This window comes from Wolbachia endosymbiont (group A) of Icerya purchasi (genome assembly GCF_947251635.1).
In the GTDB taxonomy this organism is placed as follows: Bacteria; Pseudomonadota; Alphaproteobacteria; order Rickettsiales; family Anaplasmataceae; genus Wolbachia; species Wolbachia pipientis.
On the sequence record NZ_OX366357.1, the window covers coordinates 850,686 to 866,230 of the forward strand.

The following is a 15,545-nucleotide window of genomic DNA, read 5'->3' on the forward strand; positions in this document are numbered from 1 at the left end:
CATGATGTTTGTAAAACTTAATTTGTACACTTTACTTACCCCCAGTAATTCTGATATAGTTACTTTAGTTAAAGTCTATAAAAGTTTATAAATGGCAACCTCAAGTGTAAGAGAAGCTTTATGCACAGCAATTAGAGAAGAAATGCAAAACGACTCTGATGTGCTTATCATGGGTGAAGAAGTTGCAGAGTATGATGGTGCTTATAAAGTAACGAAAGGATTACTGAAAGAGTTTGGAGAAAACAGAGTAGTTGATACGCCTATTACCGAACATGGATTTGCTGGCCTTGCTGTTGGAGCGGCATTTGCTGGATTAAAGCCAATAGTCGAGTTTATGACTTTTAATTTTTCTATGCAAGCTATTGACCAAATTGTGAATTCCGCAGCAAAAACAAATTATATGTCAGGCGGACAACTTGGATGCCCTATAGTATTTCGTGGACCAAATGGCGCTGCAGCAAGAGTTGCTGCACAACATTCTCAATGCTTTGCAGCTTGGTATTCGCATATACCGGGGTTAAAAGTAATAGCACCCTATTTTGCCTCCGATTGCAGAGGTCTGCTTAAAGCTGCAATTCGTGACCCTAATCCGGTAATATTTCTAGAAAACGAAATAGCTTATGGACATGAGCATGAAGTTTCTGACTCTGAGCTATCAAACAAAGATTATCTACTTGAGATAGGCAAAGCTGCTGTTATACGGGAAGGAAAGGATGTAACTATCACTGCTTTTTCATTAAAATTAATGGATGCCTTAAATGCAGCAGATTTACTTTCGAGTGAAGGTATAGAAGCTGAAGTTATTGACCTCAGAACCTTAAGACCACTTGACACTCAAACTGTTATTAACTCTATTCAGAAGACTAATAGGTTAGTTAGTGTAGAAGAAGGATGGCCATTTGCAGGAATAGGAGCAGAGCTGTCAGCCGTTGTTATGGAACAAGGATTTGACTACCTTGATGCTCCAGTTGTACGTGTAACTGGCAAGGACATCCCCTTACCTTACGCTGCAAATCTAGAAAAAAAAGCATTACCGCAAGTGGAAGATATAATTGAAGCCGTGCATCAGGTCTGTTTTAGAAAAAAATAGTTCTTTTTTGTGTCTCCTGTTCCGCATTGGTCCATCAAAGAAGTATTTCCAGTGCCGCCTATACCACCTATTACTTTTATGACGATAGTTTTAGCACCGAAAAATACAGCACAAAATATACCGAGTGCAAAAAGAGCTGGCCATGGCATTCTACCAAATATCGCAAGCAAAGCTGCACCTATTATCACTACGGTCATAAGCGGTCCGCCTATTCCCCAAACGTAGCCAATAATGTTACATATTACTTGAGCAGTTGTATCAGTATTAGTGTCAGCGGCAGCACTCCCAACATGAGAAAAAGAAATAAATAATACTATAAAAAGAATATTAAAAACTTTCCTAGGGTTCATCTCTATACCTTAAATTTAGATATTGCAATTATACCTAAAATATTATAATTTTTAGTAAAACTAGCATAAAGATTGAATAACAAACGGTGCCACAAAAGTAGTTGACACACAACTGCACAAATATTGTAATATAGACATAGTAAACGATATTATTCCAGTGCTTGACGCTGGAATCCAGACTTTAATTGTTATATTTGTAAATAAGTTTGGTAAGAATAAACGTTCATCTCAAATGCAGTATTTTTGTTGAAATAGCTCAACTGGATCCCAGTGTCAAGCACTGGGATGACAGCAGTCCTACGTCATACCGCGATTTATTCGCGGTATCTCATCAGCTAACAAGTAGCGGGATGACGGTTGTCGTTTAGCCATAAACATTAAGAAATTTACCAAACGAAAAAAAGGCAAAAGAGACCCTAGGGTAGCTAGTTATTCACTATCCATTTTTTAAGTTGGCGTTTTTTAATGTTTTAAATAGCGTATTTCAGCTTGTGTAGCTAGAAATTTGATAAAGACATAAGGTGCACATAGTGCAAAAAATTAAACATGAGACGCCAGATGCGTGAGTTTTTTTGTCATTTAATCTGTACAGAGAAGATAAATAAATAGCTTCAGTTTCATGATAAGGGGGTTGGCGGAGTTTGTCAAGTAAGTTTTTTTCGTTTCTAACGGTTGTTGCCAAAAACTATACAAGAAGTCTTTTAAGATCAATCACTTATCTTCAAGGCTTGAATAAAAGCATTCTGTGGAATATTTACGTTCCCTATAGAATGTAACCTTTTTTTACCCTTCTTTTGCTTTTCAAGTAGTTTCATTCTTCGCGTTACATCTCCACCATAGAGTTTAGCTGTTACATCTTTTCTGTATGGGTTAATCGTTTCTCTGGCAATAATTTTTCCGCCCACTGCCGCTTGAATCGCGATTTTATATTGCTGACGTGGTATTAAATCCTTCAAGCGTGCGCATATTTCACGCCCCCTTTTTTCTGCTCTGCTTTTGTGAGCGATACAAGCCAGTGCATCTACGGGCTCTCCATTAATTAAAAAGCTTAATTTATCTATTTGGCTTACCAGATAGCTGGAAATTTCCCAATCCAAACTTGCATATCCTTTGGAAATTGATTTTAATCGATCATAAAAGTCAAAAACAACTTCAGACAGTGGTAATTTATATCTTAACAATGCTGTTGTTGTGTTACCAATGTAAGATAAATCCTCCTGTTCTCCCCTCCTTTCTTCACATAGAGATAGAATCTCTCCCAAGTATTGGTCAGGGACCATTATGGTTGCGGTAATCCATGGTTCTTCCACAATTTCAATTTTCGTTGGATCTGGCATATCACTTGGGTTATGAATATTCAAAATTTCACCACTTCGTGTTGTAACCCTATATATAACACTCGGTGCAGTTGCTGTTAGGTCTAAATCAAATTCTCTCTCGAGCCTTTCTTGAATAACTTCAAGATGCAACATTCCCAAAAAACCACAACGAAATCCATAGCCTAGTGCATTTGAAGTTTCAGCTTCGAAGGTAAAACTTGCATCATTTAAATGTAACTTCTCTAGAGCTTCCCTTAGATATTTAAAATCATCCGTTTTGTGAGGGAAAATGCTACAAAATACCACAGGATGCACTTCTTTAAATCCAGGAAGTGCTTCACTACAAGGTCTCTTTTCCTCAGTGATAGTGTCCCCTACCTTGCAGTCTGCTACTTCCTTCATTGAAGCAGTTATAAAACCAACTTCACCCGCTGAAAGTTCACCCGTCATCACTTTTTTAGGGGTGAAAATACCGATATTATCTATCTGGTATGCAGCATTATTAGACATCATAACAATTCTCATGCATTTTTTTAGCACTCCATTTTTAACTCGCACTAAAATTACCACTCCTAAGTAAGTGTCATACCAACTATCAACTAAAATTGCTTGCAGTGGAGCATTTACATCACCTTGAGGAGCTGGAAGTTTTGCCACTATTGCTTCAAGTACATCTTTTATTCCAAGTCCAGTTTTTGCTGATATTAAAACTGACTCACTTGCGTCAATACCGATTATTTCCTCAACCTGGAGTTTTACCCCTTCTGGATCTGCAGCAGGAAGATCAACTTTATTGAGCACAACTATTATTTCATGATTGTTGTCAATAGCTTTATATACATTTGCAAGGGTTTGTGCTTCAACGCCCTGGCTACTATCCACCACTAAAAGTGAACCTTCGCACGCTGCTAAGCTTCGACTTACCTCGTAAGAAAAGTCAACGTGACCTGGGGTGTCCATGAGATTTAGGCAATATTGATTACCGTCGTTTGCCGTATAATTAAGTTTTACCGTCTGTGCTTTAATTGTAATGCCACGTTCACGCTCTATATCCATTGAATCGAGTATTTGATTGATCATTTCTCTTGCTTCAAGGCCGTTACATTCCTCTATTAAACGGTCAGCAAGCGTTGACTTACCGTGGTCTATATGCGCTATTATTGCAAAATTTCTTATGTTGTTCATTTATGGCTATTTTACTTAAGTAGAACCATTTTACATTTTAAGTGTTGTGAGGGCAATCCTTTATTAAGAGACTATTTACTCCTTCAACATAGACGACACTTTTTTCGAGCAGGAAATCACTTTATTAACCATATAGTTTTCATGATTATTATCTATTTTAGGCAACTCATATAGATAATTTACCATCATCCCGGCTGACTGACTAATACCCTTTTCAGAAGTATCCGCCATCCAGTTTAATTGTTTTATCGATGCACCATTGCTTAAATGAAAATGCGCCACCGGGTCATAAGCACCGCCACTATTGTTCTTAACTTTTAGTAAATAATATGCACATAGTTTAAGCATGCATTGTTTAGTTTCATTTGTACATTCAACGTTAGTTTTTAATTGCTCTATACTTTCTAAAATTTCTGCACTAGATTGTTTTATGTTTAGTTTGCCCAATAAAGTGACATCTTGGTTTAGATTGTTTTTTAGCCATTTCGTAAAGCCAGGTATTGGAGAAAGAGTTGCATATGTTTTTATACTTTTAAACTCCTGTGATAGCTTTTCTACAACCCTTTTGATCAAAAAATTACCAAGGCTGATTCCAGATAACCCTGCTTGAGTATTTGATATTGAATAGAATATAGCAGTGCTCGCACTACTTGGATCATTTGAAGGTACCGACTCATCTAAAAGGTGTTGAATGCTATCTGCAATCTTATCCACCAATGCAACCTCTACAAAAATTAGAGGTTCGTTTGGTATCTTGTAATGAAAAAAAGCAAAACAGAGACGATCAGAGTCTAGTCTGTTTTTTAGGTCTCCCCAAGAGGAAATTTTATGCACAGCTTCATATTTTATAAGTTTTTCTAGCAATGATGCAGGTGAATCCCAGGTGATTTGACGAAGATCAAGTAGATCAACATCAACCCAAGTATAGAGTATATTTTTTAATTCGTTCTCTAGTGGATTCAAGCTTCTATATTGGTTCTTTAGCTTAAGCACGTCAGAACGCATATCAACAATAAACTTAAGGCCTTCTGGTAAAGAAATAAATTGCTTTAATATTTTAGAACGCGGTGATTCAAGAATTTTTATTAAATCCTGTTCAAATTTATAGTTTAACTCGGGATCTTGATTTTTCTTATACTCTTTAATTTTCTCATCTATTTCCACTTTATTCGGATTAAATTTTTCTGCCAGGGTTTGTAGAAATTTTATTTTACCTTTCTCTGATAAGCTCAAGTACAGATTACCAAGAGATACAGCGTTCTTACGTGCTGAAACCTCTCCTCCCTTTGGATTTAAGCACTCGTTCATCTTCAAGACTAAACTATCGATATCGCGACTGTTGCTTAAATCAGGACTGATGTTACCAATCCACGATCTTACAGCATCTGCCACTCCACCTAGTATTTTAAAAAAGCTTCTTACCGCTTTTTTGTCTTCAACTTTCACTATATCAGTTTTTACCAATGATTCTTTTGTCATAGATTTCCTTTATTATACATGGCTAATGCAAGTCAGGGTCATACCGCCGCGGTATCTCTAGATCCCGCTAACAAGCAGCGGGATGACGGTTTGTCAAATCGTCGGTAAACCCAAGTTATTTTAGCTACATATAGCTTAAGTTAAAGGAAAATTTTAGCTACATAGCAGGCACTATTACTGAATTATTAATAATTCAGTAATACAATAGACTTCTTGCACTACCTCCCAAGCCACAACTGTCATTCAGTAGAAACGAAAAAACTTACTTGACAAACTCTGCCAGCCCCCTTATCATGGTACTGAAGGTATTCAGTTATCTTCATCTGTGCAGATTAAACAGCAAGAAAACAACGTAGTTGGCGTCTTATTTTTAATTTTTTGCACTATGTGCACCTTATGTCTTCACAACATTTCTGGGTTTTTACCTATATAAGCTGAAACGCGCTTATAAGTCGTTTAAGACAGTATAGTACGCCAATTTGCAGGATTAGAGAGTGACAACTAGCTAACACGGGGTTTCTTTTGCCTTTTTTTTCTGCTTAGTAAATTTCTTAAATATTAAAGCTAAGGTTAGTTGCATTTAAAAGCAGCTAAAGAGATACCGCGGCGGTATGACGTAGAACTGCTGTCATTCAAGTAGCTGAAACTGGAATGACACTTCATAAAGGAACCAGTGTCAGCTACTTGGATGATACCTTTTTTCTACTTAGTTTGGGTTATGCAAGAAGTCTATTTACTTCTTAACTTGACGCACATGATGTCTTGCAGCATCATCTACTGTCTCTAAATAAATCATTGCTAGACATATACCACTGTGTACTTCTACGGATACCTTATTGCCTAAACTTCGATTAAAGCAAGAATTTTTTCGCGGAAAAGCAAGATTACTAAGGTGCAGTTCCCATTTTAATCCTTTAGTTGATATTTGAGCTCTCGGTATACCAAGTAAAGATATTTTAGTATTTTTTGGCAAAGAAAAAATGGGTAATACCTTTTTGTAAAGTGTAACCTACCATGGGAGGTGAAGGTGTGTAAAAGATACTGCCCGTACTTAGAAAAATGTTAATATTCTGTAGTATGTGATCAATTGCTCCTCCAGTAATACCCGTTACTATTGATGGCAATAACTTTACTGTTTTTAAGTGAGCCATTGCTTTAGAAAAGTCGCAATAATCTTGATCAGGTAGATATATCGTATTCAAATTAGCACGTAAATCCAGATTTACGCTATCCAAATCTCCTACTACAAGATCAGGTTTTACGCCAATTGATAGAAGCTTGTTTGCTCCTCCATCTACAGCAATAATAGGTATATCTCGTTTAAAAAACGATGAGCTCGGTATTTTTCCATTTAGCACTACAATAGAACGATATTGTTGTTGTGTACTGCAGTGCAGCACATGATCATGGTGCAGGTTTTGCATCGTAGTAACATTTTTGAATAATTGATATTATGCTAATCACTAATCCAGCAATATTGCTAAGCACCACAAAAATTGAGCTCTGGTAAAGACCATAGCCAATCCAAGACAATGAACAAATAAGATAGTTTACTAACATTAACATCGATACATCACGAGTAACTTTAGTGATATATGCTTTATATACTTGAGGTGATAATCCAATTAGAGATGCAATTAACGCAATGAAGCCGAAGCATTCTTCAATATTTATATACATACATTTTCCTACGCTTGCTTTAACAATATCAGGTTCAAAGGGTTGTACTTTATGTACTCTCAGCTTTTCTAGAGCACCCCTAATGCGTGTAATTTATAACATCATTTAGTCTATTAATCAAGAAATTAATAGTGACTTGCATTTATGAAACCCAATCGGCTTCTATGCTAATTATTATCTAAACTAATCGTCGGTTGTGCATCTTGCTCAGAGATTAGGGCAACCAACAAATTATTTATCAATTGAACCTTTTGCTTGCCATCTAATTGTAAGCTTTTGTTTTTTTCAAAATGAGCTATTACTTCCTCGACAATTCCTATTGCATTTTGCACTATATGCCTTCTTGCCGAAGTGATAGCATGTGCTTGTTGACGCCTTAACATTGCTTGTGCAATCTCGGACGAATACGCCAAATGCGATATTCTTGCTTCTGTAATCTCAATTCCTGCAATATCTAATCTTTGTTGTAACATTGACCGCAATTCATCTGAAATTTTATCAGAATTTTTACGTAAAGATTCCTCATCGCTTTCGCTATCATACGGATAATTGCTCGCCAATTCTCTAATTACCGAGTCACTTTGTACAAAAACAAATTCGTGATAGTTATTAACATTATAATACGCCTTTGCAGGACTGCTCACTCTCCAAACAATTACTGCAGAAATCTCTATTGGACTTCCATTTGCATCATTAACTTTTATTTTTTCTGTGTTAATATTCTGAAATTTTAGGGAAACTATATATTTGCTTGAAAAGGGAAGCGTTACACATATTCCAGACTTAAAATAAGTTCCAATATAATGACCAAAAAATTCTATCACTCTTGCTTCATTAGGGTCATTAATAAAAAATCCTTGAAGAAAAGTCAAAATTGAAACGGCAGCAACTCCAAGTGCAATTGTGCTGTCATATGCCAAAAAAAGCAGCGATAAAATTAATCCTAGCGCTATTAGTACAGGAAAAGCCCGAATTTGACTCAAATTTCTATCGTTTATCGTATTCTTATCCATACTGTCTTTAAACTTCTTTTTCACTTGAACCCTCTCTGTTGATCGTTTTGTTTATCTTATTTACAAATAGTTTAAACTCTCTTAATTCATGATCAGGCAATTTTACTTCAGTTTTATGTGCTATCGTAAGCGGATCGATGTGTTTGCCGTTATATATAACTTCGTAATGTAAATGGGGTCCTGTTGCAACACCAGTGCTACCAACATAGGCGATAACCTGCCCCTGCTTTACTTTAGAGCCTAACTTTATATCGCCACTAAATCTACTTATATGCGCGTAACAGGTTGAATATTCATTTTTGTGTTTTATTTTGATGTAATTTCCATAGCCACCATTCTTTCCTATATATTCTATCACACCCTCTGCAGCAGCGTATATGGGAGTGCCAAGTTTAGCTGCATAATCCACTCCTTTGTGAAAAGCAATTTTACCGCGAACAGGATGCTTTCTATTGCCAAATTTTGAGGATATGCGATAATCTCCATTTAAAGGATTTGCAAAAATTTCGCCATTTTTTAAGCTTATTCCTTCATTATTAAAATACCTTTCTTTGCCGTCTTGCGATTTATAATGATATAAACTAATAGCTTTCTTGTTTATTGTCAGTGAAGCATATAAAATTTTTTCTTCAGTCTTCTGATTATTAGGCAATCTCTCAAAAAGAACCTCCGATTTACTCTTCGGCACAATGTCTTTTTTAAAATCAACACCGAAATCTTTATATATGTTGATCAATTTCACCACTGTATTTGGCGCCAACCCTTGCTCAATTCCCGTGGCAAAAAAGGAAGATTTTATGGTACTGGATATGAATAACAACTTTCCATCATGTACTAAGTTTCCTACGTTGCTTCCCTCCATCAAAGTAATATCTTTTTTTTTCTTGATTCCTTGCTGAAGTGACACTGGAGAGTGGGTCAGGTTGCTTTCTGTCATTCCAGTGCTTGACACTGGAATCCAGTTTTTAAATCGAAAATGTTGTATAGTGTGCTGTTTATAATCAATTTTGCTGGATCCCAGTGTCTGGGCACTGGGATGACAAGAAAAAGAGGCACTGGCTGCATACTGCGCAAGATCTGTTGATGTTTCAGCGGTATATAACGGTAAGATAAAGAGCAGCATAAATATAATCAGCTTCATCATTTAAACAGCATCAACAAAAGTAAAATTACCTTCCACATACTGTACATCGTCGCTATCTTCTAGTTCTTCAACCAATGCAGATAATTTATCAATTAACTCTTTATCGCTAATTTCAACTAGATCCTTTGGTTGCCACGAAAGACGAGCAAGTTCTGGTTCTCCGAATTTTGCATAAAAGGCATCGCGTACTTTACCAAAATCTTTTATTTCACAAGTTATAACGTGTAATCCTTTTTTGTCATTTTCCTCAACATTCAATACTTCTAATTCGATTCCATGACTGAATAAATCGTCAAAATTCACACCCTCTGCTTTATAGACAATTAAACCTACATGATCAAAAAGATAACTAACGCTTCCTGTTTCTCCTAAATTTCCACCTTTGCGAGAAAAAATATAACGCACCTCAGAAGCAGTACGGTTGCGGTTATTAGTCAAGGCATGGACAATGAGTGCAGTGCCAAAAGGCCCATGACCTTCATATTGTATTTCCTCGTAATTTTCTCCAGCAACGTTACCAGTTGCATTTTTTATTGCTGTTTCTCTTTTATCTTTTGGTAGATTTTCCTTGCGTGCAGCAAATATAGCAGAGCGAAGGCGCGGGTTGAGTTCTGGATCGGGTAGCCCTTGCTTTGCAGCAACTGTTATTTCTCTAATCAGCTTCGTAAATTTTTGAGAGCGCTTTGCATCCTGAGTGCCTTTCCGATATTTTATATTTGAAAATTGTGAATGACCAGCCATATTCAAATAGTTAAAAACCTAATTATATATCAAAGCATAGAAAAAGCTAAAGCAAATTTTCAAGCCTCTGGCTTGGCATCTTGCAGATTTTCTGCTAATAACATACTTTCATACTGCTCAGCTTCTAAGTCAAGGCCAAGAGCTAAATGTGCTGCTACTAAATAGTTAATAGACTTAGAAAAATATTTAGAATCTTTATAGCTTGCCATATTCTGGAAACGCTTAATTGCTGCTAAATATTCACCACGCCTCAGGTAAAATTTACCGATAGAGTACTCTTTTGTTGATATATGCTCTGTGATCAGCTTTGCTTTTTCCTTCATCTCGTCTACATATTCGCTGCCTGGAAAGAGATTAATGTACTCAGTGGCTAGCTCTAAAGTTTTATATGCAGTTTGCTGTCCAAGTTGCACTTTATTAATTTGCATGTAATAAGATAATACTCTTAAGTAGTATACATATGGTAAATCTTCACCATTTGAATAAACATATATATAATCATCCATATCACTTGCAGCATTTCTATAGCTACCCATATTATAGTGAGAAACCCCAGATAATAATTTTGCTTTCCTTGCCCAATAAGAGAAAGGGTACAAATCCTCTATCTTTTGAAATGCCCTAATAGCTTGTTTATATTTTTTCTGGTCAAAAAGTTCAACTGCTTCTTCATATAGTTCAGTTTCAGTTTTAGTTTTTTCAAGATCATTCGCATACGATTGTGTAAAGGAGCAAATTAGGAAAATAAAGCACGTGATTAAAGTCTTATACATAAGATTTTTTTCGATCAAAATAAAGTATAGACCTAAATATTACTTAAATAAATAAATTTCTTAGGCAATAGCCGGTCCTTCTTCTTTATAACTACGGTCAGAACTACCTGCATTTCTTGATTCACCTCGTCCTTTCACTTTTGGATCTTTCAGCGTCTTACTGTAGGAATGTATAGTTAAGACCTGTACAGCCATAAAAATTGCAATACCTATCAAGCCTAAAGTAGGTCCAACAGCAGGATTTAAGGACGATGCTAATGCCATTAACATTATCCTTCTTATTAAAAACACAGAAGAACCAGCAAGCGCCAATCCGGCTACAGATATATTGCTAGTTTTCTTGCTAGATTTCTCATCAAGATCAGACTTTTCTGTTTCCTTTTTCTTATTTTTTTTTATGCTTATCAATATAAGAAACAAGAGTTGCAAGAAAAGCAATTGCATTGGCAAGAAATAAAATTGCATCCTCTGCTGCTTCAAGTGAAGATGTTTCACCCATTATCATACCTACAATAACCAGTGCAGTTGTTATAGCCTCAATATAGATCAAACACTGACCTATATCAGAAATATTGTGCTCTTTTTCCTTTACTTCCTCTCCATTTTTAATATTCTCCAACTCTCGTTCTTTTTGTGCTATTTTCCTATTATTGTAAATTAAATATAGCGTACAAATAAGAGATAGGACCATGAAAGGTAATATAGTGTGGCTTAGCGCGCCACTTATCACGCCAAGCAATACCTGATCGCTACATATTTTTTCCAGTTCAATAGCCATAAATAATGCAAATGGAACCATTGTTACCAATGATGCACATTGTCTATATAGTTCTCTTTTTTTTAACGTTAATAACTCTTGCTCAAGCTTCTTCTTTTTTTCTGCTTCTTCTTTTAGTGTTAATAACTCTTGTTCTAGCCTTTCTTTTTTGACTTCTTCATCAACCGTTGGCCAAAAATCCCCAAAAAAACTCCTCAGGAGAAAACGTAGTCTTAAAGTTATCAGTCATATAAACCCTATTAACTAATATATTATACAGGATTTTAACTATTCAGTCAATATTATGAAAGTATTAACTACTCTTGTCTATTAACTACTCTTGTCTATTAACTATTTCCTAGGAGATTTAATCAATCTGTTTGATGCCGGCTAGGATATAATTATAGCCCGACCACACAGTTATAATAGCTGCAACCCATAAACAAATCGCACCTATATATTGAATCATATAATAATCGTTCATTATTAGCGCTACTACAGCAACCATCTGCAAAAATGTTTTAATTTTTCCAGCTTTGCTTACAGGCAGACTAACATTTGTAGCTATCAGAAACTCCCGTAAACCTGAAACTAATATCTCCCGACAGATGATGATAATCGACGGTACTATTGTAAAATCATTTATCTTTTGCTTATAAATTAGCATAATTATTGTTGAAACCACTATTAATTTATCAGCAATTGGATCAAATAGCTTGCCAAACTTTGATTGGACTTTCCACGCACGCGCCAGGTAACCATCAAAAAAATCCGTAATGCACGCAAACATAAAGATTGATATTGTTATCAGGCCTGCATATTTATTTTCTATATAAAAACTTAATATTATTGCTGGTATTGCAAGTGCACGAGAAATTGTAAGCAAATTAGGCACGTTTTTCTTAAGCATGTAATATCATCTTACGTAATAGGTAAACTTATACAGAAGTACAACAGAGTTCACAAGCTAATAGTTTACAATTGAACATTCATAAAAACTCCATATACTTAAAAAATACAAGCTTAAAATATAAGGATGTAATGATGAACGATGATTTAGATAGTACCATAAAACAAGAGGCACTTAAGTATCACAGTAGAGGTGGTAACCCTGGTAAAATTTCAATCATGCCAACAAAACCTTTATCTACCCAGTATGATTTGTCACTTGCTTATTCCCCTGGCGTTGCAGCTCCGTGTCTTGAAATAGCTAAAAATCCTGAAGCTGTTTATGATTATACGGCAAAAAGCAACTGTGTTGCTGTCATTTCAAATGGCACTGCAGTGCTTGGACTTGGTAATATCGGTCCTCTTGCTGCAAAACCTGTCATGGAAGGCAAAGCTGTTTTATTTAAGCGTTTTGCTGATATTGATGCAGTTGATATAGAAGTTGGTACAGAAAATATAGAAGATTTCATCAATGCAGTAAGGTATCTTGGGCCAAGTTGGGGGGGGGTAAATTTAGAAGATATAAGATCTCCCGATTGTTTTATAATAGAGAAACGCCTGAATGAACTGATGGATATTCCAGTGTTCCATGATGACCAGCATGGAACTGCGGTGGTTGTTGCAGCTGGCATAGAAAATGCTCTTGATATTGTTGAAAAGAAATTAGAGGACGTTAAGATCATTATGAATGGTGCTGGAGCAGCCGGTATTGCATGTTTAGAAATACTAAAGTCCATGGGCGCTAAAAATATAGTGCTGTGTGATAAGCAAGGAGTACTATACAAAGGTAGAAACGAGGATATGAATGAGTGGAAGGAAAAGTATGCAATTGATACTTCCGAACGTTCTCTACTTGATACAATAAAAGGCGCTGATGTATTCATCGGACTATCTGCAAAAGATGTGTTAAATGAAGAGATGTTAAAGAGTATGGGCAAAGACCCAATTATTTTTGCTCTTGCCAATCCCGATCCAGAAGTAAGGCCTGAGTTTGCAAAATCTGTGAGGCCAGATGCAATAATTGCAACTGGTAGGTCAGATTACAACAACCAAGTCAACAACGTAATGGGTTTTCCTTATATATTTAGAGGGGCACTTGATGTACATGCAACAACAATAAATGATGAAATGAAAATTGCAGCTGCAGATGCAATAGCAAAGCTTGCCCGTGAGCCAGTACCAGGTGAGATATCTGCAGTCTATGGCGGTCGTAAAATGGGCTATGGACGTGAATATATAATACCTACTCCATTTGACCCAAGATTAATTTCTATAGTAGCTCCTGCTGTTGCAAAAGCCGCAGTTGATTCAGGTGTTGCAAGAAAGGCAATACAAGATTGGAGTAAATATGAAAATCAATTAAAATCTCGTCTTTCTAATGTTCTCAGCACGCTGAATTTACTATCTTCACATATGTAATTTATTGGATAAAGTTAAAAGTGATAAACCAATCCAAACTCTAAGCCATATATGCCAAACCTATTGGTAATGGTTGCAGTTGTTGATTCAACACGTGCAGTTTCATCAACTTTACTTCCTCCACCGGCAGGAATATATCCTTCACCAGCTAGTATCTTTATTCCTGGTACAATATCTTTAAATTGGTTATCAAGGATACCAAAATAGCGTAAACCAGCAAATGCTTGAGTTTGTGCTGTAAGTTGGTGATTGATACCAAGTTTTGCTTGGTAAGCCAAGGCATATCTGGTTTTTCCTAGAAATTTAACCCTAGTTACACCTGCACCAATACCAACATATGGGGTGAATGGCATTTTTGCTATATTAAAATCACGATATACATTGACCATTCCAGCTAAGTTATTAAAACCTTCATTTTTCATCTTAAATGCAGCTCTGAACTCTGCCTCAACACTACAATTTTCTTGAATGTGAATATCAACCTTTCCACTTCTTCAAGGTGAATTGCATTCCGCTCCAGTAGACGCATCATTGTGACGACGAAGTTCAATATATCTTGCTTTTTTCTTATCTGAATAATCTTCATCATATAAGTTAGTCTGAGAATATAAGCCTTCAAACTCAACTCTCATATTTTTGAATAAATACCCTATTGCAGCACTACCGGCAAACCCTGGAACATATTTAGGACTGTATCCAGCTTCAATTCGCTCCTTCTTATTAAAACTAAAAACCCCTCTGTTATATTATCACCTGCATCTTCTTTTCCTTCTAGAGAACCTATTGCATTGAAGAATGCTCCAAAATAGTTAGCTTTGATGTAAACATTCTCTAAGTTATTTATTTTATCATCGTAAGATAAGCACCCAAATGAAAAAGTTAGCAAAACCAATAGATATGTGAATTTAAATCTTTCGCCCACCACAAAGCCTCCCTGCATAATTTGTCATTCCATTATTATAGTATGCTTCTATTTTTTATGATAGCAACTTTTTATTGCGCTCAATCGTTTTAGATTTATAATGAAAGTATTGTAATTTAAAGCAAATCAATGACTATTGCAATTCACGAATTAGAGAGGATCATCAAACAATCGTTCCCCGACGCTGATATAAAGATTCATGATCTTGCTGGAGATGATGACCATTATCATTTAAAAATAAACTCCAAGTGTTTTCTTGGAAAGACAAAAATAGAACAGCATAAAATGGTATATAAAGCTCTGGAAGGTCAGTCTATACACGCCTTGCAACTGGAAACTAATACTTAAAAATAAGGTGAATTTATGAGCAATTTTGAACAAATAAAAAAAGATATAACAGAAAATGATGTGGTATTGTATATGAAAGGCACTTCTGATTTTCCTCAATGCGGATTCTCTGGACTCGTCGTGTCAATCCTAAAAAAATTGAACGTGAAGTTTAAGTATATTAACGTGTTGGAGAATGATGAAATACGTGAATCTATAAAAAAGTTTTCTGATTGGCCAACAATTCCACAATTATATATAAAGGAAGAGTTTATTGGTGGTTGCGACATCACTCGCGAGATGTACGAAAAAGGCGAACTGCAAAGTTTATTGAAGGAAAAAAATTATTGCGGAATAAGTACCAAGAAACCAGTGCCCAGACGCTGGATAACGTAGTA

General features: G+C 35.8%; 18 protein-coding genes, 1 pseudogene and 1 riboswitch. Of the genes and pseudogenes, 4 read left to right on the top strand and 15 right to left on the bottom strand.

Annotation, left to right across the window (positions count from 1 at the left end; translation table 11 throughout):
* Positions 1–91 precede the first annotated feature (91 nt).
* The gene (locus OPR17_RS04480; RefSeq protein ID WP_265021300.1) at positions 92–1,090 is read left to right on the top strand and encodes a pyruvate dehydrogenase complex E1 component subunit beta; all 999 of its coding nucleotides are present in this window, start codon (positions 92–94) and stop codon (positions 1,088–1,090) included.
* On the opposite strand, the gene OPR17_RS04485 is transcribed toward OPR17_RS04480, so the two are convergent.
* The 13 genes from OPR17_RS04485 to pgsA all read right to left on the bottom strand — a co-directional run bounded on the left by OPR17_RS04485 (position 1,066) and on the right by pgsA (position 12,441).
* Complete coding sequence (locus tag OPR17_RS04485) at positions 1,066–1,440, bottom strand: TrbC/VirB2 family protein (RefSeq protein WP_265021301.1); 375 nt, start codon at positions 1,438–1,440, stop codon at positions 1,066–1,068. The two genes, OPR17_RS04480 and OPR17_RS04485, sit on opposite strands and share 25 nt — an antisense overlap.
* A 707-nt stretch (positions 1,441–2,147) precedes the next feature.
* Positions 2,148–3,944, bottom strand: coding sequence for a translation elongation factor 4 (gene lepA, locus OPR17_RS04490; protein ID WP_265021302.1), 1,797 nt, complete (start codon positions 3,942–3,944; stop codon positions 2,148–2,150).
* 75 nt (positions 3,945–4,019) lie between these two features.
* Complete coding sequence (locus OPR17_RS04495; RefSeq protein ID WP_265021303.1) at positions 4,020–5,423, bottom strand: malonyl-CoA decarboxylase; 1,404 nt, start codon at positions 5,421–5,423, stop codon at positions 4,020–4,022.
* Positions 5,424–6,156: 733 nt separating this feature from the next.
* The gene (locus tag OPR17_RS04500; RefSeq protein ID WP_265021304.1) at positions 6,157–6,396 is read right to left on the bottom strand and encodes a hypothetical protein; all 240 of its coding nucleotides are present in this window, start codon (positions 6,394–6,396) and stop codon (positions 6,157–6,159) included.
* Positions 6,380–6,847 (bottom strand): thiamine diphosphokinase, encoded by a 468-nt coding sequence (locus tag OPR17_RS04505; protein ID WP_265021305.1) that lies wholly within the window; start codon positions 6,845–6,847, stop codon positions 6,380–6,382. The genes OPR17_RS04500 and OPR17_RS04505 overlap by 17 nt, the downstream gene beginning before the upstream one ends.
* Entirely contained in the window at positions 6,828–7,103 is a 276-nt protein-coding gene (locus OPR17_RS04510) for a SemiSWEET family sugar transporter (protein WP_006280002.1), read from the bottom strand. Before OPR17_RS04510 ends, OPR17_RS04505 begins: the two co-directional genes overlap by 20 nt.
* Positions 7,092–7,194, bottom strand: a riboswitch (TPP riboswitch). (Overlaps the previous gene by 12 nt.)
* 76 nt (positions 7,195–7,270) lie before the next feature.
* Positions 7,271–8,116: an SPFH domain-containing protein gene (locus tag OPR17_RS04515; protein WP_264707663.1), complete on the bottom strand. Its 846-nt coding sequence runs from the start codon at positions 8,114–8,116 to the stop codon at positions 7,271–7,273.
* 7 nt (positions 8,117–8,123) lie between these two features.
* A complete protein-coding gene (locus OPR17_RS04520) occupies positions 8,124–9,257 on the bottom strand; it encodes a M23 family metallopeptidase (protein ID WP_410529717.1) in 1,134 nt (377 codons plus the stop codon).
* 3 nt (positions 9,258–9,260) lie between these two features.
* Positions 9,261–10,001: a YebC/PmpR family DNA-binding transcriptional regulator gene (locus OPR17_RS04530; RefSeq protein ID WP_265021306.1), complete on the bottom strand. Its 741-nt coding sequence runs from the start codon at positions 9,999–10,001 to the stop codon at positions 9,261–9,263.
* Positions 10,002–10,060: 59 nt separating this feature from the next.
* Positions 10,061–10,774 (bottom strand): outer membrane protein assembly factor BamD, encoded by a 714-nt coding sequence (locus OPR17_RS04535; protein WP_265022171.1) that lies wholly within the window; start codon positions 10,772–10,774, stop codon positions 10,061–10,063.
* A 60-nt stretch (positions 10,775–10,834) separates the two neighbouring features.
* Positions 10,835–11,182, bottom strand: coding sequence for a hypothetical protein (locus tag OPR17_RS04540; protein ID WP_265021307.1), 348 nt, complete (start codon positions 11,180–11,182; stop codon positions 10,835–10,837).
* Complete coding sequence (locus OPR17_RS04545; RefSeq protein ID WP_265021308.1) at positions 11,160–11,552, bottom strand: hypothetical protein; 393 nt, start codon at positions 11,550–11,552, stop codon at positions 11,160–11,162. Before OPR17_RS04545 ends, OPR17_RS04540 begins: the two co-directional genes overlap by 23 nt.
* Positions 11,553–11,898: 346 nt before the next feature.
* A complete protein-coding gene (gene pgsA, locus OPR17_RS04550) occupies positions 11,899–12,441 on the bottom strand; it encodes a CDP-diacylglycerol--glycerol-3-phosphate 3-phosphatidyltransferase (protein WP_265021309.1) in 543 nt (180 codons plus the stop codon).
* Positions 12,442–12,575: 134 nt separating this feature from the next.
* Between pgsA and OPR17_RS04555 the strand changes: the two genes are divergently transcribed.
* Positions 12,576–13,898: a malic enzyme-like NAD(P)-binding protein gene (locus OPR17_RS04555; protein WP_265021310.1), complete on the top strand. Its 1,323-nt coding sequence runs from the start codon at positions 12,576–12,578 to the stop codon at positions 13,896–13,898.
* A 14-nt stretch (positions 13,899–13,912) separates the two neighbouring features.
* Here OPR17_RS04555 and OPR17_RS04560 read toward each other — a convergent pair.
* Together OPR17_RS04560 and OPR17_RS04565 are read right to left on the bottom strand one after the other, a co-directional pair.
* Positions 13,913–14,605, bottom strand: a pseudogene (locus tag OPR17_RS04560) (P44/Msp2 family outer membrane protein).
* Positions 14,548–14,838 (bottom strand): hypothetical protein, encoded by a 291-nt coding sequence (locus tag OPR17_RS04565; RefSeq protein WP_265021311.1) that lies wholly within the window; start codon positions 14,836–14,838, stop codon positions 14,548–14,550. The pseudogene OPR17_RS04560 and the gene OPR17_RS04565 overlap by 58 nt, the downstream one beginning before the upstream one ends.
* 111 nt (positions 14,839–14,949) lie before the next feature.
* On the opposite strand from OPR17_RS04565, the gene OPR17_RS04570 reads away from it, so the two are divergent.
* Positions 14,950–15,168 (top strand): BolA/IbaG family iron-sulfur metabolism protein, encoded by a 219-nt coding sequence (locus OPR17_RS04570; RefSeq protein ID WP_006280012.1) that lies wholly within the window; start codon positions 14,950–14,952, stop codon positions 15,166–15,168.
* 15 nt (positions 15,169–15,183) lie between these two features.
* On the top strand, positions 15,184–15,543 hold the full coding sequence (gene grxD / locus OPR17_RS04575) for a Grx4 family monothiol glutaredoxin (protein WP_265021312.1): 360 nt from the start codon (positions 15,184–15,186) through the stop codon (positions 15,541–15,543).
* Positions 15,544–15,545: the final 2 nt, after the last annotated feature.

What these genes read in the sequence shown, in the direction of transcription:
- OPR17_RS04480 (WP_265021300.1), top strand. Translation starts at nt 92, where the DNA reads ATGGCAACCTCAAGTGTAAGAGAAGCTTTATGCACAGCAATTAGAGAA.
- OPR17_RS04485 (WP_265021301.1), bottom strand. Translation starts at nt 1,440, where the DNA reads ATGAACCCTAGGAAAGTTTTTAATATTCTTTTTATAGTATTATTTATT.
- lepA (WP_265021302.1), bottom strand. Translation starts at nt 3,944, where the DNA reads ATGAACAACATAAGAAATTTTGCAATAATAGCGCATATAGACCACGGT.
- OPR17_RS04495 (WP_265021303.1), bottom strand. Translation starts at nt 5,423, where the DNA reads ATGACAAAAGAATCATTGGTAAAAACTGATATAGTGAAAGTTGAAGAC.
- OPR17_RS04505 (WP_265021305.1), bottom strand. Translation starts at nt 6,847, where the DNA reads ATGCAAAACCTGCACCATGATCATGTGCTGCACTGCAGTACACAACAA.
- OPR17_RS04510 (WP_006280002.1), bottom strand. Translation starts at nt 7,103, where the DNA reads ATGTATATAAATATTGAAGAATGCTTCGGCTTCATTGCGTTAATTGCA.
- OPR17_RS04515 (WP_264707663.1), bottom strand. Translation starts at nt 8,116, where the DNA reads ATGGATAAGAATACGATAAACGATAGAAATTTGAGTCAAATTCGGGCT.
- OPR17_RS04520 (WP_410529717.1), bottom strand. Translation starts at nt 9,257, where the DNA reads ATGAAGCTGATTATATTTATGCTGCTCTTTATCTTACCGTTATATACC.
- OPR17_RS04530 (WP_265021306.1), bottom strand. Translation starts at nt 10,001, where the DNA reads ATGGCTGGTCATTCACAATTTTCAAATATAAAATATCGGAAAGGCACT.
- OPR17_RS04535 (WP_265022171.1), bottom strand. Translation starts at nt 10,774, where the DNA reads ATGTATAAGACTTTAATCACGTGCTTTATTTTCCTAATTTGCTCCTTT.
- OPR17_RS04545 (WP_265021308.1), bottom strand. Translation starts at nt 11,552, where the DNA reads ATGGCTATTGAACTGGAAAAAATATGTAGCGATCAGGTATTGCTTGGC.
- pgsA (WP_265021309.1), bottom strand. Translation starts at nt 12,441, where the DNA reads ATGCTTAAGAAAAACGTGCCTAATTTGCTTACAATTTCTCGTGCACTT.
- OPR17_RS04555 (WP_265021310.1), top strand. Translation starts at nt 12,576, where the DNA reads ATGAACGATGATTTAGATAGTACCATAAAACAAGAGGCACTTAAGTAT.
- OPR17_RS04565 (WP_265021311.1), bottom strand. Translation starts at nt 14,838, where the DNA reads ATGCAGGGAGGCTTTGTGGTGGGCGAAAGATTTAAATTCACATATCTA.
- OPR17_RS04570 (WP_006280012.1), top strand. Translation starts at nt 14,950, where the DNA reads ATGACTATTGCAATTCACGAATTAGAGAGGATCATCAAACAATCGTTC.
- grxD (WP_265021312.1), top strand. Translation starts at nt 15,184, where the DNA reads ATGAGCAATTTTGAACAAATAAAAAAAGATATAACAGAAAATGATGTG.